This window comes from Psychrobacter sp. HII-4 (assembly GCF_904846595.1).
GTDB classification, from domain to species: domain Bacteria; phylum Pseudomonadota; class Gammaproteobacteria; order Pseudomonadales; family Moraxellaceae; genus Psychrobacter; species Psychrobacter celer.
In genome coordinates this window covers 1-18,756 of sequence record NZ_CAJHBJ010000012.1, presented here as the reverse complement: position 1 = coordinate 18,756, position 18,756 = coordinate 1, and the positions used below count along the sequence as shown (strand labels likewise).

Sequence of the window (18,756 nt, the reverse complement as noted above, 5' to 3'; positions counted from 1 at the left end):
GTTAGACCCTACGCCAGCATGAAAAATGTCCATTACACCGGTATTTACAATCCCAAAAAAAATACCAGTCAGACTTAACTGACTGGCATTACTCTACAGATAGCTTTTTTCAATATCTTCACGGACTTTCTGACACAAGATCTCAAGACTCTTTATCTGTTGAAGTTTGTTTGTTAAATCTTCTGTATATTTCTCTTCATCCGTTTTTTCATCGGAATAAAAATTTATCAAATCTAATATTTCATCATCATACGGAATGTCTTGTAATGTTTGTAACCATTCTTTTGTTTTTTCATCGGTCGTTTCTTTAATTGCTTGCTCAAGACAATGGTTGATCAACTGTTTTGCAGAATCATCCACAGATTTTACTGATGCTAACCATTGATTTTCTGGACTATCATTACTTACTTTACCACTGCACTCATCTAGGATTTTTGATATTTTGTATCTAGGGCTATTTTCTACTTTTATCGACTCTAAAACATCTATAAGACTTTCAAAACTCTCGAACGGTCTGTAACCTTGAGGCATTACAGCTCGTTTTTCCCATAATTTCAATATCGTATCATAACATTCTTTTTTAGCCTCATCACAGCCATTTTCTGCTAACAGCATTTGCTCTGCAAGATAGTTTGCCATCCACGCTATAATGACGTCATCATCGTTTTTGCTAAAGTTAGCGAGTAGTTTTTTACCCAAGTCGATAACTTTTTCTTGTGTCTCTAAGTCTTCCGTCAGCAGATAAGATGAAGGTTTTGCTGTAAGGTAAGTGTCTGTCATTATTTATTTTCCTTCTATACGAGCCTGTGTAGCCTCGTCTAATATTAACTTGAATGGCTATTTCCATATTCATTTTTTTGCAGATTTCTTGCAAGAAATCTAGTTTAGCCAGACCATAATGAGCTGATGAGGTTTCTTTTTCTCTGTCATAAATTTTATTGGCACTCCAATAAAATTTTTTAAAGCACACCTCACCATCAAAACGCCACTCTTTGTAGTTTTGTGAGTAATCAATGGTTATTTGTTTTTCTAAAGATTTACAGAGTTTAGATGGATGAGCTCTAATGTCACTTACAAAAGAGTCTTTTCGTTCTAAATCATATTCGTACTCGATATCCTCTAACCATTGATATGCAATAATATCATTCGAGTTTTCTGCAATATTATTTTCAATATCGCGATTATATCTATCAGAACAAAAACGACCTAAGTAGCAGTAATAATCATATTCATCATGGTAGTTCTCGGTTGTAAGTAGCAAAGATTGACTATATTTTTGGGGTACTAATACTGATAAAAAGCTAATGTTCTCTATACGGTCATATTCACATTCAGCAATGCTACCATCAACATTTAGCCATATTCCCGAATCGTCATGGTGAATGAGTACATCAATAAAATCATTAGCAGTAAGACTCCACAACCATTCATCAGAGTCGGATTCATGTACCCACTCTCTGCGAATAACTGGCATATAGTCTCTGTTTTCGGCGAGTAATTGCGAGTTATCTTTTAATAATAAATGTCTGTCAAGCCACTCTAAAAATGAACACTTCTCATGATAGGATTCTTGTACGACTGGCATACAGGATAAAAGTTTTTGAGCAACTACCATCATTAGCTGATAAGCAATATATAAGTTATAGGTATCGACATCGGGGTAGCTACCATGTCTGCCTTGCATTTCATAGTCTCTATAATAACTATTGCGATTTAGTTCACTCCAAATATCTTTTCTCGCATCATCTAGCCATTTGCCAGGATGTTGAATATTCCATTCATTAAATAAAATATCTTTTGCAATATCCTGCACTTGCTGAGATGAGATACCAAAAACTCTAGCTAATGGTTGATACCAATACTGTTGAAAATCAAAAGGAAAACGAAAGTCAGGCAAGTTGTCCATCTTTCCATCAGCGTGCCAAGGAGAATCAGTTGTATAAGAATATGGTTTTTCGTTTATTGATTGAAATTGTGAGGTACATAGCTGAGTTAGTTTATTAATTTCATCAGGATTAAAGCTATTGGGCTGTTGTTTCTCTATTTCTAAGCATATTTGTTTAGAATAATAAGTTATGATAATGCTTTGATTTAATTTTTCAGCAAGTGTAGCAAACCTCTCTTTAAACTGGACTAATGGCTGAGCATCAAAGTAAGCACACCTTGTTAAGGCTACTAATAAATGCTGTTGGGCGTGTAAGGTATAGAACTCAAAATTAGGTGGTAAATATATAGGTAAAATAGTTGTATCCAAGCAATCGATTAATTGCTCAATTTCTTTATAACAACCTAACCTGTATAAACGAATTACTGCGTGTATTGCACGCCATCGCTCTTCAGCAAATGGTGAACCTAAATTTGTATAGATAAAATATATTAATCCTTGAGTATGGTGTTGAGGCAGTTGGTAGGTGTCTTGCCATTGACCATCTGCATAATCATCTTCTATAAATTGCTCAAAACAGGATAGGGTAAAATTTAACAGTTCTTTTGCTTCTTCAACAGTTAATTCCCTGGAAATATAATCAACAAATTGAAATAACAACTCTGCACTTTCAAAGTTATTTGATGATTCTAATCTTTGCCTTACACCTTTTCTGATTGCCTCATTAGTTTTATTATTGTGATTGTTTAATTCAAAACAAGCTAAAAAGCTTTCTGTTGAGCTATATTGGAAGTCTTTAGTTAAATTAACAGGGAATCTAGACGCTAAATGAGTAATTAACTGTGGCCAAATTTCTTGTACTGCTAGTCTATCTTTCCATTTTTGTGGAATTTCTTCAAAAGCGTGTCGAATAGTATAGAATGATAGTTTTTCAGAATACACAATGAGCTTTAAAAAAGTAACAGCTTGTCTAGCAGAAATATTCTTAAAACACCCTTGCCAAAAATAGCCATAATGCGCTTGTCTGTTATAATCAAATATTTCGTAGGCTTTATTAAATCCATCATCGGTCAAAACATCAAAACTACTGTAAGTTTTTAGCCATTGTTGGTATTTTTCATCATCTGTAGGTAAGTTTTTAATAGTGGTGGAGCTACTGACTGAATTCATTGCCATATTATTACTGTGGTTTTCAGATTTGGCTAATTTAGTCAGTAGATTAATGTTCTGCAATTCTGAATTTGTTAGGTTATACTGCTGAGCAATATCCGTAACATCTTGCCACCATTCACCAGTATCGCCATTAATACGTCTGTCTCGGACGTACATATCTATAATATGTTGCTTGTTAGTACGATCAGTTTCTTGATGTATTATTTTTTTAAAGAATCCGTGATAGTCATAGTCCCATGAGAAGGCTGATAATGACCAGAGTATCGCAGGTGGAATGTGTTTGGCATCTAAAGCACAATTGGCAACTGTAGCAGTTTGGTTGTAATGCCGAGTTACATTACGTTCTTTCCAGCGATTAACTGTTGCAAAAGCTGAAAGTGGCGATATTTTATAGCAGGTTGCTATTGCTTCATTTCTATCCCAATGCTTTTCTCTGACAACTGAGTCGCCCATCATTTCTGCACAACCTATGTATCTATAAGCAAGCTGTGGATTATCAACACCATCATCAGCACTACGCTGAGCAATTGCAGTAACGGCATTCCAGCGATAAAATGAATCTTGTCCTATATTCGCAAAGTTTGCCAGTGCTTTATCAAAGTAAGCTCTGCTGTCTTCTTGGCTAACCGTTAAAACTGCTCGTGCTAGATTGATATAATTTTCGGCATAAGTTTCATGTTCTTCTTCTAAATCAGGTTTTGAGAGTTTTTTTACGAGTTCGTTTTCAATAGATTCTGATAAATTTTCTAACGCTTGAGTGCGACAACTTGCACGCAGAAAGTAAAAATAATCTTGGAATCTAGTTTTTAATTGAGGAAAAGTTTGATAAAAAACATCTATAATTTCGTGATTTGAACTAAATAATACACTATCAAATTTAAGCTTTGTTAGCGTGAATGAGATGGTATTGTAGTCGTGATATGAGCCATGATGACTCGATGTCATGGTATCTTTACTGTTATTAATATCAGTATTAAATTCATCTAAGTCGAGCGCTAACGCTTTCATTCTAAGTAGGGCAACGGGTAATAAGGTTTCGGTGTTTTTAACAGCCTCACTGTATTTACGTTGTTCTTCATAGTCATCTTTATCAGAATTTAGCGAATGCGGAATAAAGGCTTCTATGGTGATATTATCAATGTCATTATTTAAATATGCTTGTATCGCAACATATCTCATGAAATTATACTGTTCTTCTGCGTATTGAGAACGACTATCGGCGAGGGCGTATAATCTTGGTGGCTGAAAATAATGGTTAATAACCTTCCTAATACTCTGAGGTGCGAGCTTATGTGTGATACAAACCTCACAAAAGCTAAGATAAGTATGATTTGTATAGGACTCTTTTTTAAAATCTAAATCTTCGGGCTTATCTAATAATAACTTGGGATTAAGAATATACCTTGAGCACTGTACAAGACATTCTCTTGGCGGTGTTCTACCAACGCTCATTAATGCTTCTGTCACTGCAATAACCAAGCTTGGGTTATTTTTTCCTAACAGTACCATCTGCTTTACTGTATCAAACTCACCTTTATCGATTAACCTGTTTGATAGCATCAAAATGGTTTTATAAATACAGCTGGGCGGACGCCATCTAAGTATATAATTTACCGCATCTTGTACACCGAAAAGCTTTAGATGGGTATACATAAGCTCTAATATCTCAATATTTACTAGTTTCTCATCAGTATGTACATCATCACTCTCCTCTTCATCTCGCTTTTTAAAATACTGATTTAAGTGATGTTCTGCACTGCGAAGTTGATTTTTTGCTTTGCCTTTATATGTTGTTAATTCAGAAAATAATGCAGAAGAATAGACCAACCGTGAACCATGCCATGATCCGGTAAAAATTCTGCGATGAGCGAACTCACTAATACGTTCTTCAGATAAAAACTGCCCCATTAAATCAATGTTATTAGCTAATAATCTTTTTTGAGTCTCGTTCCTAGAAATTTCTTGACCTGCAAGAAACGCTAATTTACAAGCTTCAGGTAATTTATTACGTTTCAAAGAAGCTTTAAAAGCGTATTGTAAGCGAGCCACCTTAATGAGAGTATCATCATATTCTGTAAGGTTAGGCAAGTAATCGTTTGATAATGCCAACTCAACCAACTCTTCAAACCTCTCTGCTTTTAATAGTAGTAAAGGTAATGATTCTGCTAAATAGGGTGTCACTTCCAGCTTTTTAATAATATCCACGTACTCAGAAACTTTTTGTGTGCTTGCTGAATAGTTGTTGTGAAACCATGTTTCGGTTGGTTCATCTTTAAACTGTACGTAGTCTTCTATTAATAACAACGGTCGCCCTAAATCAACTACAAAGCTTTTAACAAATGCTTCGTCGACTTTTGCAATTTTGGCAATGGTTTCCAAGGGGATATAAGGTGGTAGGGTTGCTAGACCAATACAGATACTATCAATTTCTTCTTGATTATTTTTTGGAAACTTATCTTTTAATCTGTTGATAGTATCATTGAGTTGCTGTTCAATTAAGTCGTCAACGGTTACTGGTTCTGCATTAAAAGATAATAGTAATTCATCAATTGATGTATGGTGTAGTGCCAATGCGTTAGACTGCAATCGAGGGTTAGCATTCGTTAGGCTATTAAACTCGTTTGCATTACTAGCAGATACTGTTTCAAAGTGCTGTTGCAAATATTCTAGACATTCAGTGTCTGAAAACCCCTGTAATTCAATTGGTTGTATTGGGCTCGGTGCATCAAGTAAATTAATACGCTCCGGACGACAAGTAAAAACAAGACGGCAGTTTGATGGTATATCTTCTTTTAATAGCTGTTTTGCAAAGCAACTCCCACCTAGTTCTTCAGAGGCCATAACAGCATTATCAACGGCATCAAATGCAATAACTAATAGAGCCTGATCATCCCTTTTTGCTAACTGTGTACAAACGACATTAATTTTTCTAAGAAAATGTTTAATCCATTGGCTATCTGGTTGATTATTAATAGGAGCAACTTTTTCACAATGCCCGTACTGAGCAAGCTCATTAATTACTTGTGTTGTGACGGTTGCAATGCCATGTCTTGTTTCACTCGTTTTACGATATCCACCATTACCAAAACAGTCATAAGCTACCACAATATGGTTGTTATTCAACTCTGCAAAAATTTCTTTAAAACAATTTATAAATATAGATTTACCTACGCCACCTGTTGCAGTAATAATGGTATGGCTTGATGTATTATTTATTATATGCTGAATCAATTCATCTTGCTGTTGTCGATGTATGATATTTTTTTCTAGGGTTTCAAACTTTGGTGGTGCTGGAAAAAATTCATCGATGTCTAAAATATCAAAGACATCTAACATATCCTGACGTGATATGGTGTTGGACTGATTTGGTTCAACTTTTTGCCAAATTCTCGCAATCAAGTTATTCTCAGTAGAACTGATATTACTTAAAACCGTAGTGTTTTTTAGTGCTCGATGAATATCATGCTTTTGAGTATTAAAGTTGCCTTCGCTATCATCAAGCGTCAGTAAAGAGCAAAATTTTTGTAATTCTGAATCAGATAAATGTCTATATTTTTTATTTTCTTTTTTCGTATTTTTGGGTGTTGTTTCTATTTTAGTATATTTTTTAACGGTCTTTAAAAATGTAGCATCTACTAATTCTATTTCGTTTTTAGCAATACTTAAAACGTTCTGTTTAAAATTATCACTAATTTTACGGTTAGTGATAATAGTAAACTTAAAATTATCATATTCAGCATCGGTATGCTGATGTTCAATAAAGCGTTGTACAAATCCAGCGATACTGTCTTCCAACTCTGAGATCGTAAATGCTTTATCAGCTCTAACCGTAGAATGTTTCAATTGAAAATATTCTACGGATTTTTCCCCCTTGTCATTTTCTCGGTACTCAGCTAAGTCAACGACATCTTCACCTGAAAAACCAGGGTGATGTGAACCTTCAATCGTTATAGAGATTAAATCAGTATTAAAGTCTAATAGATTGAGACAGCGTTTAGCAGCCCAGCGATAATGAAAAATATCGCCAGCTCGGGAGTAGTGTATTGATGTGTTGTTAGTGTTCACTATTTATTTCTACTTATAAGTTCCCATTGAAATAGCTTTGATATCAATGCTTGGTTATAACCATTTTGACCCCTGCGGTCAATCCCGTAGACCCAGAAGACCTGCAGGGCAATCGAACTACAAACTCTTACCGAATAGAATTTGATCATAGTACTGAGTATTCTGTGATACGGCGACGTTTTATCGATAGCTTGCTATCATCATGATCACGGAGTAGATTTAGAGCAATACGACTAAGCAGAGCCTTATTACTACGAGCATTTTTTTGTAACTTCACTGAATCATCCTCACTAAAGGTCACATCAAGCACCAAGTGCTGTGAATTTCTAATAGCCCAATGAGCACGGATAGGGTCAGCTACCTTTGATAAATCGGTTAACGAGGTCAAATAATAACGGCGTTCAGTACTGGTAGTCTCGCCAATCATACGATTGGACTCCACCATAACCACTGACTTCAGTCCTGTCCACTCAGACCTTTGTTCTAACCAGTCGATATCTGTAGATAAAGCATAGCGTCTGTCCTCAATGCTCACATGGTTTTTATTAATCATTTCATGTGTGGCTAACACCATATAAAACTGGTACGGTGTTAAACTCGCTTGCAGTATTATAGATACACCTTCGTTCCGCTGCCTTGTGTCGATTTTATCTTCAGTCAGCTATATGGCTAGACTGCCTTTGTCATATTCAGTATTAAGCTACAGCGAAACATCCTCATACAGGACGAGGCGAGATGATTATTCTTTAACGCTAAAACTTAAAATGTCAAGTTGTAAAACCTGGGATGCGTTTTCCATGATTAGTTATCCTTGATATTAAGAGTATCATTTAATTTTATTGTTTTTAAATCAGATACCATCTTAAAAAGTAAAGGATTTCGGTAAACACAGAAAAGCATAAAATGTTTTTGATTCTAATAACTTAAATATATAGTCAATCCACTTAAGAATTAGTACCATTAATCCAACCTATCAGTAACCTATTTAAGGTTATGACTTATCCAATGATTCTTCGTAAAAAGGTCTTAGAATCGCTTAAGCAGGGCATGAGTATCCGTAAGGCAGCTAAACTATACGATATCAGCCCAATGACAATAACTAATTGGAAGAAAGATATCAGTATTAAGCCACCTAATAGGTCTCCTCGTAAAATAGCTGATGAGGCGCTTAAACAGGACATTATTGATTATCCTGATGCTTACTATTATGAAAGAGCGGCTCGACTTGGTTGCATTAAATCTGGTATAGAGCGCGCTATGAAACGTCTTGGCTATACCCGTAAAAAAAAGCCTTGAACATCCTAAAGCAAGCTGGCTGAAACAATTAGAGTATCAACTAAAGCTTGAGCATTATAAACGTCAAGGTTACCCCATTATTTATATGGACGAGAGTGGCTTCGAGAAAGAAGTACTACGAGCTTTTGGCTACACCCTTCAAGGCCTACCATGCATTGATAAGTACAACTGGCAACAAAAGCATAAAACCAATGTCATTGGCGCTCTATACCAGAAGACTTTGTTTGCCATTGACTACTTCAAAACAAACGTCAATTGGAAAACAGTTTACCACTGGTTTAAAGATACCTTGATTCCAAAGCTCAATCGAAAATGTGTCATCGTGATAGATGAACGAGGACAAGTAAGTGTCTGGGGGACACTTACCCGAAGTGCAAGACGAGAGCTGTGCTCGAGTGGTCAGCTTTCATAAGCCACGGCGAATTAGAAAATTATTAAATCGTCATGGTCATCGAGTACTATGGTTACCACCTTACAGCCCCGATTTAAATCCTATTGAAAAGAAGTGGGCAGAGGTGAAAAAGTTAAGTCAAGGTTGGTTGGAACATGATCTAAATCGTTTATTCAATAATCTCTGCTGTTACAGTTTTAAAGCGGATTGACTATATATTGAAATATGTAAACTAAAACTTAGTAATATGATATAGCTAAGATAGTAAAATTAATACATTTACAGCTTCAATCGCTTTATTTTACGTTTGCTTGAGTCACATACGTTGTACCAACTTTATTTAGATTTAGCTGTACCATTAGTATCACCCAAGCCCACCAAACAAACCAGCAACCCACCCACAAACTTAAGTACCCCTGACGACCGATAATCAGTTTCTGTTGTTTCAGCTCGCTCGGCTCTCATCACCACTCGTACCTCAAAACCCTTAAAATTGGGTCGTGTGCCTGTCATTATTTGAGAGTTTAAGTTATGTTTGCTCTTCAAGTCTCTAACCGCTTGTCTCTTATCAGATCGTATCTGCCAATGTTGAGCATCAATAATCTGACAAGCAATATTCATAAATTCGGCTAAAAGCTCTTTCTGGTTTTCTTTGATTCCAAAATGTAGATAAGCGTTTGAAGTGATGTGCTTTTGCTGATAAATCTCTACAAATTTTTTTAAGTTATCAGGTTGTTTGATAGACATTTGATAAGCCCGATCCATAGCAAGACTAATTAAATCATTGGTATTTTGACCTTTTGGTTTGATGATCAATTTATCATTGTTATTTAACCGCTTCGCATTGGAAAAAATTTGCCTCGCCTCATCGCTGTAAATGCCGTGTTTAACGCCAATTTTCTCGACTTGTTTTTCTCTATTTTCAGTGCTGATTTCATCTAAATTAAATAAAAAACTAATGGCATCATTGTATTTAGCATGGATAAAAATTGATTTCTTAACTGGATCATCATTTCTCTGAGATTGAGCACGGACGGAGGGGCTATTTAACTTTTTATTATTATCTGCAAACAGTAGGTGATGATGAGCATGCAGTTTCCGAGCAAGATATATGCTAAGACTGTTTAAATCGACTGTTTTGGTATTCTTATCATAGGCAGTCTTATCAAAGTAATTCACCCGTTGATAATCCAGCCCGGTGATGTTTTGCCACGTGGTTAATGGCATGCGGAGCTTGGCTTGACTAAGTTGTTCTCCAGCAAGTAAATGAGCGGTGTGAATATAATGCTCAAATGTCGTATTACAGGTCAAATGCCCCACAAAGCTTGCCAACCCAAACCATACCCCTTGAATTTGATGACGTCCTAATAAAGCCTGACAGATTGCTTCAACGTCATCTGCTGTGTAATCAGTCATCGTATAAGTTAACGGCGATTTATTGACAACCAATGCCAGCTGACTGATGGCAGTATGCCGAAAACTATGAAACGTATAATCGTGATTATTTTCACCAAGTGTCAGATCAAGAAGTATTCGTAATAGATTGACAAAGATATGACTCGGTAGTGGATAATTCCCGACACCTTGTGAAAATAAATACGTTCGTCCTGCTCGTCGTTGGCGAGCGATCAACTGTTTAAACTTATCAAGCTCTACTGGTTTGAACAATGGAGTAATAAGAATCCTACGTCGGGCACTGCTACTTTTGAGACGTCGATAGCGATTGGGAGTAAGTACAATGTTAATCGTTTCACTGTGTGTACTGTCTTCAATATCTTTGACTTGTATGCCTGCCAGTTCATTTAGCCTTATGCCCGTGCGATATGCTAGAGTGATGCTGCTTAGGCACAGTTGTTTCTGTTCTTCACTTAGCGGTGCGTTATTTAATTGAGATTGCATTGCCCAATACACCTTTGGCGATATCATATTGGCTTTAACAATTTGTAAGCTGTCCTTACGCCCAAAACTTAAATCTGGGGCATCGTAGTCCTCTTTATAGCGTCTCTTTTGAAATTCATGGAACGCATACAGACGTCCTTTAATAAAAGTCTTATTTTTTGGCAGAATAACTTTGACATCACTAACGTCATCGTTTTCGCTTTCTTTATAAGTTACGTCAAACCCCTCCTCTAGTGACACATCATCATTCTTATTATCCAACTCTGCCAAAGCTTCAATGTCTTCGTCATTAAGCTCTGGATCTATGTCATCATTATCTTCTTGGTACAGAACACTTGGTTTACGACCATCATTGCATTTTTGTTGTAAAATCTGCTCATAAACCTCTGCATAATCATGCGACTCCCACAGACTTAAATCTTCGTCCATAGTTAACATGAGCCAATCTCGACCAATTGAACCGATGTATTTACTGATAGACTGCTGATTACTTTTGCCATCTTCGAGCAATGATAATGTCCATTCAATCAAACGAGATGCATTGGGCTGAGGAAATATTGTTAGTAACTGTTGGATATCTTCAATTGCCTTTGGCTTTGATTGCTTTAGGGCATCTTGAATACTTTTAATAACATTTTTACTAAAAGCTGGATAGTGCTTAAGTTTATGGGGTTGCTTTATATGGGGGGTTTGGTATGTAAATAATAAGTCCCAGCGGAATGCTGTATAAGAAGACTTGTTATTAACTATTTCTTTGTTATAGTTGATCAGTTTGTTGAAAGGCAGTGCCGTTGTTTTTACGTCACCCTGCATCACCAAACTGCCTGATTCATCGATGGCTGACTCAGGCAAATTACGCCAATGAAAATTGGCATACTTAACGAGATGCGAAAGGTGTGGTTTGTCGCGGTCACGCTGGGTTAGGTTAAGCTGATTGCTAAGTTGATTAATAAGCGTTTCAAACGGACTGATTTTTCGTTTATTGATATCAATATCTTTTAAGGCATATAAAAACATCAGGCTGACGGGGTCTGGCACGTAATTGACATATCTTATCAAGTGGCTTTCATCTTGATGCGTACAGCCATAGCGTTCATCATTGACCTCAAGAGGTATAACGACAAATGGTCTTTGTCGTTCATCCAACTCGCTGAGGTTGATTTGATACAGCTTCCGCTCCCCAAAAAGCCAGTCATATAAGGCTTTTAACGCCTCAATATCACAGAGACCACCAATCATGATAGAGCTGTATAATAGGTATTTCACCTTATCGTTTGCAGGAAACTTACGTTTGTTCTGCCAAATACCGAGCATTACGTCATAACTGTCGCTGACTTTTGATCCCTCCACAAACCAATCATAACTAATGGTCAGCTTATCCCGCCCTTCAACAATGGGTACCACAGGCTCGTCTAGTTGCAACTCACTTGATTTATTAAAGTCTCGTACTGCTTGCAGAAAGCCTTGGCGGGCGATGCGGTATTGATTAAAGGTTGGAAAATGGTGGTTTAATTCATCATCAATCGTTTGATACAGCTCAGTCGTATCTGAGGATTCATTCAGTTGATGAGCTTGTAAAATTTTTTGAGTAATGCTAAACGCACGTTCTTGAATTTGTCGTTTTAGATCCTTTTGTTTATCAGCACGGGCAAGGTGAGCATGATCGGACATTTAAGTTACCTCCACCTGTTTAAGCGTCAGCTCTTTAGCGATGTCGTCAAGGTGAGTTTTAATAATTTTAAGGTCGGACATGCTGGCTGAAGAAAAAGGATGCATCAGCTCCTTTTCGGGATGTTCATGCCCAAATATCGCACAAATTAGGGTTTCATCTGCTCGATTGGTTAGCAAAGAGCGTAATTGGTGCCGCAGCCAATTATCCTGATGGCGTAAAAAACCACCCAGTAAACTCTGAACTCGGCTAGGTTTATAAGCAATAAATCCTAGTGGATTGAAGTTAAAGAAAGTTAAAAACGGCTTTTTAGATTGAAAAATATCATCAATATCTAGCGGATACTTAGCGTGTTGCACGTTGTGTTTGCTAGCAAATCTTTGTAAATATGCCACGTAGTTTTGTACCGCCGTTATCACGAAATCAGCTAAGGGAATGAGCCGACCTTCACGACTATTACCCTTATTTGCTTTATCCGAAACCCACAACAGCTGTTGTTTAAAGTTAAACTGGTTGAGAAAGCCAGGAGCATCATTGACAGGGCGTATGCCTGTAAGCAGTTGCAACACATGCCACAGCCACAGTCCATAGGCATTAAATTGCTTGATACTAAAATCCTCATGGATGCTTAGTGACTGGTTTGAGACATCATTATATTTTTCGACATGCGTGACTAGCTCCTGAAAAAACTTCTGACAAACTGTTTTATTCAACGCCATATCACTGCCAATAACAGGCTTATTCATGGCATGGGCATCCCCGAACAACCCAGACTTAAACACTAATTGTTGTTCCTGTGGTAAATAAGCAATTAGTAGCGACAACGCTTGGTCATATGTTGTTATTAAAGATTCTGACGTCATACTGGTATAATAAAGTGGAGCAGAATGCTTAACGTCAACCCCCGTAATCAAATCACCATGGAGTGGCTTGCCGACATCGTGAATGATGATCACTGACAACGCCGATTCGATATGTTGGCGAAAAAGCAGTGGCAAGTTTAAGTCTTCTTTTATTGTAGCAATAGTGTCATCGACATCCTGCTTATCAACCTCAAAATTATAATCACATATTGTTTGTAAGGTGCTGGGTAGCGGTAAATAAAATGTATTGCCAAAACTTTGCCGATGTTTTTTGAGTGCACTGCGATTGTTGGCAGTTACGTTAATTTCTGTTTTTATACTTGTGATGGGTAACTCATCTGAACGCTTGGCCTGGTACGACAATATGACCCGCTGCGACCTAGTCTGCTGAAGGTCATAGATTAAATCTCCGATTTTTCTTCCCGATAATAATGATAATAAAATAACGGTTATCACGCGCTTTTGCGGTAATGCCACGTCGTCCAAACGTAGCCATAGTGAAGCAAATATACGTTGATAGCTTGCCAAGCCAAGAACCCGAAGGTTACTGGGAAAAGCGAACTGATTACGCCTGCTATGTCGTGCTTGGTTTCTGATTTCCCATCGCTGAAGCTCTGCGGATTTGGCGGTTTTTTTACTGGGTCTAAAGGCATTATCCAGTAGCTTGGGAGCGTCCTCATCGCTTTGAGTTTCCGCTTGAGCAACATTACTGTTATCTTCAACTAAAGGCTGATAAGTACGGACAGGAGTGTCATCTTTATCTAAAAAATTATCTAAGTTGGGCAGCAGGTCAGTTTGAATCTGTGATTGATGTTTTTTGGTACTTTTTCGCTGTCCACCGCCTGTTTTACTGATAAAATCCAAATCTTTAATGATGACTTCATAAGCTAAGCGAATCTGCCCAATCTTACTGCCAAGTTTGTTGTCCTTGCCTGTTACTTCTTCCTGCTTGGTTTGGGTTTCATAAACTTTGAGCTTATCGAAAATATCTTTAAGCGTTGCTGACGATGTGTGCCGTTTAATTAGCTTCGCCAAAATAGTAGACTGCACATTATCGGGTTTTAAGCCCATTCGGACTCGTATTCCTAGCTGATTGATTTTTTTAAAATGCTCATCATCCCGAGCGGTCAATAAAACCATGGCTTGCAAATAACCACTCATAAAACGCCATGCAGGTCTGTCTAATAATTCATCTCGATAAACTTGCGTGAAAAGTGCCAGCATATACGGCACTGCCCAAGTTTTACTCATTCCCTCCGATCTTGTCTTTCCTATAATATCTTCACACTGTGAAGCAGTCAGCAGGTTACGCTGGCTATCCTGACGCTTGATGTTACATAAATCATCGGTATAGGGTTCGATCAAATCAGATGAATAGTCCCAGTGTTCTTGAATCAATGCAGTGATAAAGCCTTGTACTTGATCTGCACAGGGTGAGTCTGGTGGTACCAGTTTATTAAGTATCCATTCAGCCGTAACGTCCGTGGTCGCCATAAAATTGCTCGTCTTTTTTTATTCGTTTGCCCAACTCATATCAATGGGTAAGCTGAGGGAGTCTTGCTGGGCTACCATCTTTCGCTGTTGATATTCAAAGTGATAAAGATCAATGCCCGCAAAGCTGGCGTAATCTTTTCTTTCTAAAGTGGATGTTTGCATAAGCTCTTGCAAAACAGTTGGGGGACAATCATTTTTTAGAGTATGCCAAAGCAGTACGTGATTGACCTCACGTATGAAAGCTAATTGTAAAACTTCCACCCATGCCATTTTTTTAATATGCCAGTCTTTATGTTCGCTGATAATGAAAGGCTGGCGATCGTTTGCTTCAAACTGCATGATATTTTGCATCCGTTCAAACGCATGGTAGTAATGAAAGCCAGATTTGGTTTCAATCAGACGAATTGGCGGCTTATGATAATCATCCACCCTAGATAAATTGATGTGTTGATGATCTACTCGGCAATTTAGCCAGGCTTGATAAGCTGACTTGGCTACCTTATGCACGCTGATGCTATGCTTACTAGGGATCAAAAAACGATGACGGGATTTTATGTTATTCGTCTTCGGCATGGCATACCTCAACTTGTTTAAACCATTTGCATGAGCAATCCAGTCATACCAAATAAACTGATCAATATCGCCTTAAAATATTGTTATTCCATGACATCTCAACTTTACTCACTGATAATCGTCCGCAAAGCACCATTAAATCGTTCATTTCTGTCTATCATTGCCATCATTTGGGGCAATTTGTCTTTGAGAAAAAGCACCAATTCACTATCCAATTCTTCAGAAATCAAATTAAGTGACAAGAAGCGAGGAATGCCTTCTGAATTATACTGATGATTTGACGCACATCTCGAAACAGAGCAGTCCTGTTTCAGTAGAGGAGGTTAAATAAAGTGTATGACCAAAAATGCTATGTGTCAAATTACGTAAAACTACAGTGACTAAAATATTAAAATAATTTTATTATTCTTAATATTTACAAATTTATTTAGATAATAAAAAAAGCTGTATCCCTTTAAAATAAATGGATACAGCTTAATATGTATTTAAGTATTTTTATCTTATGACATTGCCAAGGTTGGGGTCGAGAGTTCGAATCTCTTATCCCGCTCCAAATATTTAAAAAGCCTCACTTAATAGTGAGGCTTTTTTTTGTCCATTTTTCGGGGTTTGTAGAGTATTTTTTCGAATATTTATTTTCTTATAGTTAAGTTTATCTAATCAGTCAAAAAGCTCGTTTTCAGTGCGGTGCCCATTTGGTGCCCAAACCGTGCCCTGCCCTAAAACTACGAATACTGAATTGACCCCAACCTAAAAATATTTAAATAAAGCAAAACCCCATAAAAGAAACAAGCTTAATGACTTTTCAACACTCTGCTATCAATTATTTTAAACTTCCTCTAAAAATCACTTCTCATCAATCTCATCTTCTTCATAGAGGATGATATCTCCAGGTGTGCAATCTAAAAGCTTACAAAGCTCATTTAGTGAATCGAAATCTATTCTAGTTACTTCATTATTATACATCCGATATAAAGTAGATCTTCCTAGTTTAGACATCCTGTCAGCATCTGCTACACGAATCCCTCTTTCCGCAAATAAAACAGGCAAATTGAGTTTAATCATACATAAAATCCTTAAAGTGATAAAAAAGTGCTTGCAAGTGATAATATTTATAGATAATATGTACTCATTAGTGATAACTAATAACGCACTAATAGTAAATTTATTTCACAAGGAGAACTATTATGTCACAGACTTACCTTACTACTCAAGAACTAGCAGATCGTATCAAATACGATGCGCGCACTATCCGCAATCAACTTAAAGACACGGTTTTGATTGAGAATATCCACTACATCCGCCCGTTTGGCGGTCGTAAGATCCTCTATGTATGGGAGCGTATCGAAGAGGATATGTGCAAGCCCGTTATGAGCGCTATCAATGGAATGTCTTTACAGTAAGTTTTACTTTTACATAAACAAGGAGCGAAATAATGGCCTCGATAAGAGCGAGACGTGGCAAGCTATTCGTAGATTTTCGATATATGAATATGCGTTGCCGTGAGACGACCAATCTCACAGACACTCCAGCTAATCGAAAGAAGCTGGCTAAGATTATCGAAAAGATGGAAGCAGAAATCACCCTAGGTGTTTTTGATTATGCGGCCTACTTCCCAAAGAGTGAACGTGCCAAAGAAATGACGGCATTGACTGATAGAGCGGAAGCTTGTATCAGTCGCAATCCAACCTTTGAGCAGTTCGCTGATATTTGGTATGAGGAGGAGAAGATTGAATGGCGACCGAGTTATCAAGCTAAGGTTCAGACTATCCTTGATAAGTATCTGTTACCTGAGTTTAGTGGCAAAGCGGTCCATGCCATAAAAAAAACAGACTTGCTGGCTTTTCGTAGCGCCCTCGCCAAAGTTCGCTACGGTAAAGATGCCCAGTCAAGTCTGTCTGTAGCACGGATCAACGAGATCATGGTACCACTACGTATGATACTACAAGAGGCAGCTGATCGCTATGAGTTTCAGATGCCTTATAAGAACATCAAGACGCTCAAGCAAGCGCGTCCTGATGTCAATCCGTTTACGCTAACAGAGGTGTGGCTGTTTTTAAAGCATGTTCGCGCTGACTATAAGCCCTATTATACGACTCGGTTCTTCACAGGGATGCGTACCAGTGAGATTGATGGACTGAAATGGGACTGCGTTGATTTTGATCGGCGTGAGATCCGTATTCGCGGTGCATTGGTCAATGGTGAGATGGGTCCGACAAAGACGCTTGGCTCACAGCGTGAGATTGCAATGTCGCAGTTGGTATATAACGCACTGCAAGATCAAAAATCTGTCACCTATGGTAAGTCAGAGTTTGTATTTTGCAATTCACAAGGCAACCCTTTGGAATATCGCAATGTGAATCGTCGGATTTGGAAACCCACGCTCGCCCTACTCGGTCTCAAACATCGGCGCGCGTATCAGACTCGGCATACGGCAGCAACGCTATGGCTTGCTGCAGGTGAAAACCCTGAGTGGATAGCTCGGCAAATGGGTCACAGTAGTACGGAGATGCTCTTTCGGGTATATAGCCGCTATGTCCCTGATATCACCCGACAGGATGGCTCTGCAATAGACACTCTACTACTGGCGAGTAAAGAGCGGTTAATAGGAGAGTCGAGTCACTCTAAAGCTGAGACGGAAGAACTTATCTCAGACGCTAAATCAGACAAGGAGACGTCACAATGAAAATCATCAATTATGAGCAGCTGTTTGCTGAATTCAAACGGGATGGTGCCATCAGTGAGGATGCCAATGAAATTGCTAATACGCTCATTTGTGAGCTTTGTATTCAATCTGGTAAGGGGTTAGCGCGTTTCTTAGGAGTGAAGTCTTGTTTTGATAATCATATGGCACTGCGCGTGTGGGTACAGCAGCACTTGGATAATAATCCTGATTATCTTGTTGATGAAATGTACCAGCAGCTGCAAAGCGAGCTTTATAGGCTTCTACCTCAACCGGCCTGTGGCTTTTAAGGAGAATACTATGAGTGTAAAACTTCAACCGAATATGACGCAGAATGCACGGGACCTCAAAATCTGTAGTGATTACTGGGCGTATGATCATAGAAGTGATTTTATCGAGCATGTGGAAGGAGTTTGTCGAAAGTATGACATCAGTTCTCATATTCTGTTTGATACAGTCGCTCAGTGTTTTGCCTATCTAGATGATGTGCAATGCGTTTATTGTGGCACTGTTTGTGCTTTAGAAGTGCCAGCAGATATCCCCTATTTGCGTGCAAAAGACAGTTGGTGCTGTGAGGTGTGTGAGCATGCCACTTGGCAAGAGCATAATCACAGATAAATTGTTCAAAATATTAAAGCCGAGACCATCCCGAATTCTGTGTAACTGCGATTTAGATTAAATGTCTGCTGATACGGTCATCGAACATAATCATAAAGCGATTGAGCGCCGCCGTCCAGTTTCGAATCGGCATTGACCACCTTGACG

General features: G+C 38.0%; 14 protein-coding genes. 7 read left to right on the top strand and 7 right to left on the bottom strand.

The genetic code is table 11. The features are described from left to right. Nucleotides 1-93: 93 nt before the first annotated feature. From JMX98_RS07555 to JMX98_RS07545, 3 genes are all read right to left on the bottom strand, one after another. Complete coding sequence (locus JMX98_RS07555; RefSeq protein WP_201585666.1) at nt 94-780, bottom strand: hypothetical protein; 687 nt, start codon at nt 778-780, stop codon at nt 94-96. Then, a complete protein-coding gene (locus JMX98_RS07550) occupies nt 692-7,123 on the bottom strand; it encodes a hypothetical protein (RefSeq protein WP_201585664.1) in 6,432 nt (2,143 codons plus the stop codon). The genes JMX98_RS07555 and JMX98_RS07550 overlap by 89 nt, the downstream gene beginning before the upstream one ends. A 145-nt stretch (nt 7,124-7,268) precedes the next feature. After that, entirely contained in the window at nt 7,269-7,676 is a 408-nt protein-coding gene (locus JMX98_RS07545) for an ISAs1 family transposase (protein WP_201585662.1), read from the bottom strand. Between the two features lie 494 nt (nt 7,677-8,170). On the opposite strand from JMX98_RS07545, the gene JMX98_RS07540 reads away from it, so the two are divergent. Genes JMX98_RS07540 through JMX98_RS14295 form a run of 3 tightly spaced genes read left to right on the top strand, consistent with a single transcriptional unit; the run spans nt 8,171 to nt 9,021 of the window. Next, on the top strand, nt 8,171-8,419 hold the full coding sequence (locus tag JMX98_RS07540; protein WP_265089356.1) for a transposase: 249 nt from the start codon (nt 8,171-8,173) through the stop codon (nt 8,417-8,419). Then, a complete protein-coding gene (locus JMX98_RS14230; protein ID WP_201585658.1) occupies nt 8,391-8,831 on the top strand; it encodes a transposase in 441 nt (146 codons plus the stop codon). The genes JMX98_RS07540 and JMX98_RS14230 overlap by 29 nt, the downstream gene beginning before the upstream one ends. Further along, nucleotides 8,767-9,021: a transposase gene (locus JMX98_RS14295; RefSeq protein WP_413786534.1), complete on the top strand. Its 255-nt coding sequence runs from the start codon at nt 8,767-8,769 to the stop codon at nt 9,019-9,021. The genes JMX98_RS14230 and JMX98_RS14295 overlap by 65 nt, the downstream gene beginning before the upstream one ends. A 125-nt stretch (nt 9,022-9,146) precedes the next feature. Here the strand turns inward: JMX98_RS14295 and JMX98_RS07525 are convergent, their stop codons facing one another. The 4 genes from JMX98_RS07525 to JMX98_RS07510 all read right to left on the bottom strand — a co-directional run bounded on the left by JMX98_RS07525 (nt 9,147) and on the right by JMX98_RS07510 (nt 16,373). Further along, the gene (locus tag JMX98_RS07525; protein WP_201585654.1) at nt 9,147-12,380 is read right to left on the bottom strand and encodes a tyrosine-type recombinase/integrase; all 3,234 of its coding nucleotides are present in this window, start codon (nt 12,378-12,380) and stop codon (nt 9,147-9,149) included. Next, nucleotides 12,381-14,735: a hypothetical protein gene (locus JMX98_RS07520; protein ID WP_201585652.1), complete on the bottom strand. Its 2,355-nt coding sequence runs from the start codon at nt 14,733-14,735 to the stop codon at nt 12,381-12,383. It lies immediately after the preceding gene. An 18-nt stretch (nt 14,736-14,753) separates the two neighbouring features. After that, the gene (locus tag JMX98_RS07515; RefSeq protein ID WP_201585650.1) at nt 14,754-15,308 is read right to left on the bottom strand and encodes a hypothetical protein; all 555 of its coding nucleotides are present in this window, start codon (nt 15,306-15,308) and stop codon (nt 14,754-14,756) included. An 846-nt stretch (nt 15,309-16,154) separates the two neighbouring features. Then, on the bottom strand, nt 16,155-16,373 hold the full coding sequence (locus JMX98_RS07510; protein ID WP_201585648.1) for a helix-turn-helix domain-containing protein: 219 nt from the start codon (nt 16,371-16,373) through the stop codon (nt 16,155-16,157). Nucleotides 16,374-16,495: 122 nt separating this feature from the next. Here JMX98_RS07510 and JMX98_RS07505 point away from each other — a divergent pair, with 122 nt between their 5' ends. Genes JMX98_RS07505 through JMX98_RS07490 form a run of 4 tightly spaced genes read left to right on the top strand, consistent with a single transcriptional unit; the run spans nt 16,496 to nt 18,609 of the window. Beyond that, complete coding sequence (locus JMX98_RS07505) at nt 16,496-16,711, top strand: hypothetical protein (RefSeq protein WP_025646831.1); 216 nt, start codon at nt 16,496-16,498, stop codon at nt 16,709-16,711. 32 nt (nt 16,712-16,743) lie between these two features. Further along, the gene (locus JMX98_RS07500) at nt 16,744-17,994 is read left to right on the top strand and encodes an Arm DNA-binding domain-containing protein (protein ID WP_201585646.1); all 1,251 of its coding nucleotides are present in this window, start codon (nt 16,744-16,746) and stop codon (nt 17,992-17,994) included. Beyond that, entirely contained in the window at nt 17,991-18,281 is a 291-nt protein-coding gene (locus JMX98_RS07495; RefSeq protein WP_201585644.1) for a hypothetical protein, read from the top strand. The genes JMX98_RS07500 and JMX98_RS07495 overlap by 4 nt, the downstream gene beginning before the upstream one ends. A 10-nt stretch (nt 18,282-18,291) precedes the next feature. Beyond that, nucleotides 18,292-18,609 (top strand): hypothetical protein, encoded by a 318-nt coding sequence (locus tag JMX98_RS07490; protein WP_201585642.1) that lies wholly within the window; start codon nt 18,292-18,294, stop codon nt 18,607-18,609. Nucleotides 18,610-18,756 lie beyond the last annotated feature (147 nt).

Bases quoted from the DNA above. Each gene is read 5' to 3' on its own strand.
- JMX98_RS07555 (WP_201585666.1), bottom strand. From the start codon at position 780: ATGACAGACACTTACCTTACAGCAAAACCTTCATCTTATCTGCTGACG.
- JMX98_RS07545 (WP_201585662.1), bottom strand. From the start codon at position 7,676: ATGATTAATAAAAACCATGTGAGCATTGAGGACAGACGCTATGCTTTA.
- JMX98_RS07540 (WP_265089356.1), top strand. From the start codon at position 8,171: ATGAGTATCCGTAAGGCAGCTAAACTATACGATATCAGCCCAATGACA.
- JMX98_RS07525 (WP_201585654.1), bottom strand. From the start codon at position 12,380: ATGTCCGATCATGCTCACCTTGCCCGTGCTGATAAACAAAAGGATCTA.
- JMX98_RS07520 (WP_201585652.1), bottom strand. From the start codon at position 14,735: ATGGCGACCACGGACGTTACGGCTGAATGGATACTTAATAAACTGGTA.
- JMX98_RS07515 (WP_201585650.1), bottom strand. From the start codon at position 15,308: ATGCCGAAGACGAATAACATAAAATCCCGTCATCGTTTTTTGATCCCT.
- JMX98_RS07510 (WP_201585648.1), bottom strand. From the start codon at position 16,373: ATGATTAAACTCAATTTGCCTGTTTTATTTGCGGAAAGAGGGATTCGT.
- JMX98_RS07505 (WP_025646831.1), top strand. From the start codon at position 16,496: ATGTCACAGACTTACCTTACTACTCAAGAACTAGCAGATCGTATCAAA.
- JMX98_RS07500 (WP_201585646.1), top strand. From the start codon at position 16,744: ATGGCCTCGATAAGAGCGAGACGTGGCAAGCTATTCGTAGATTTTCGA.
- JMX98_RS07495 (WP_201585644.1), top strand. From the start codon at position 17,991: ATGAAAATCATCAATTATGAGCAGCTGTTTGCTGAATTCAAACGGGAT.
- JMX98_RS07490 (WP_201585642.1), top strand. From the start codon at position 18,292: ATGAGTGTAAAACTTCAACCGAATATGACGCAGAATGCACGGGACCTC.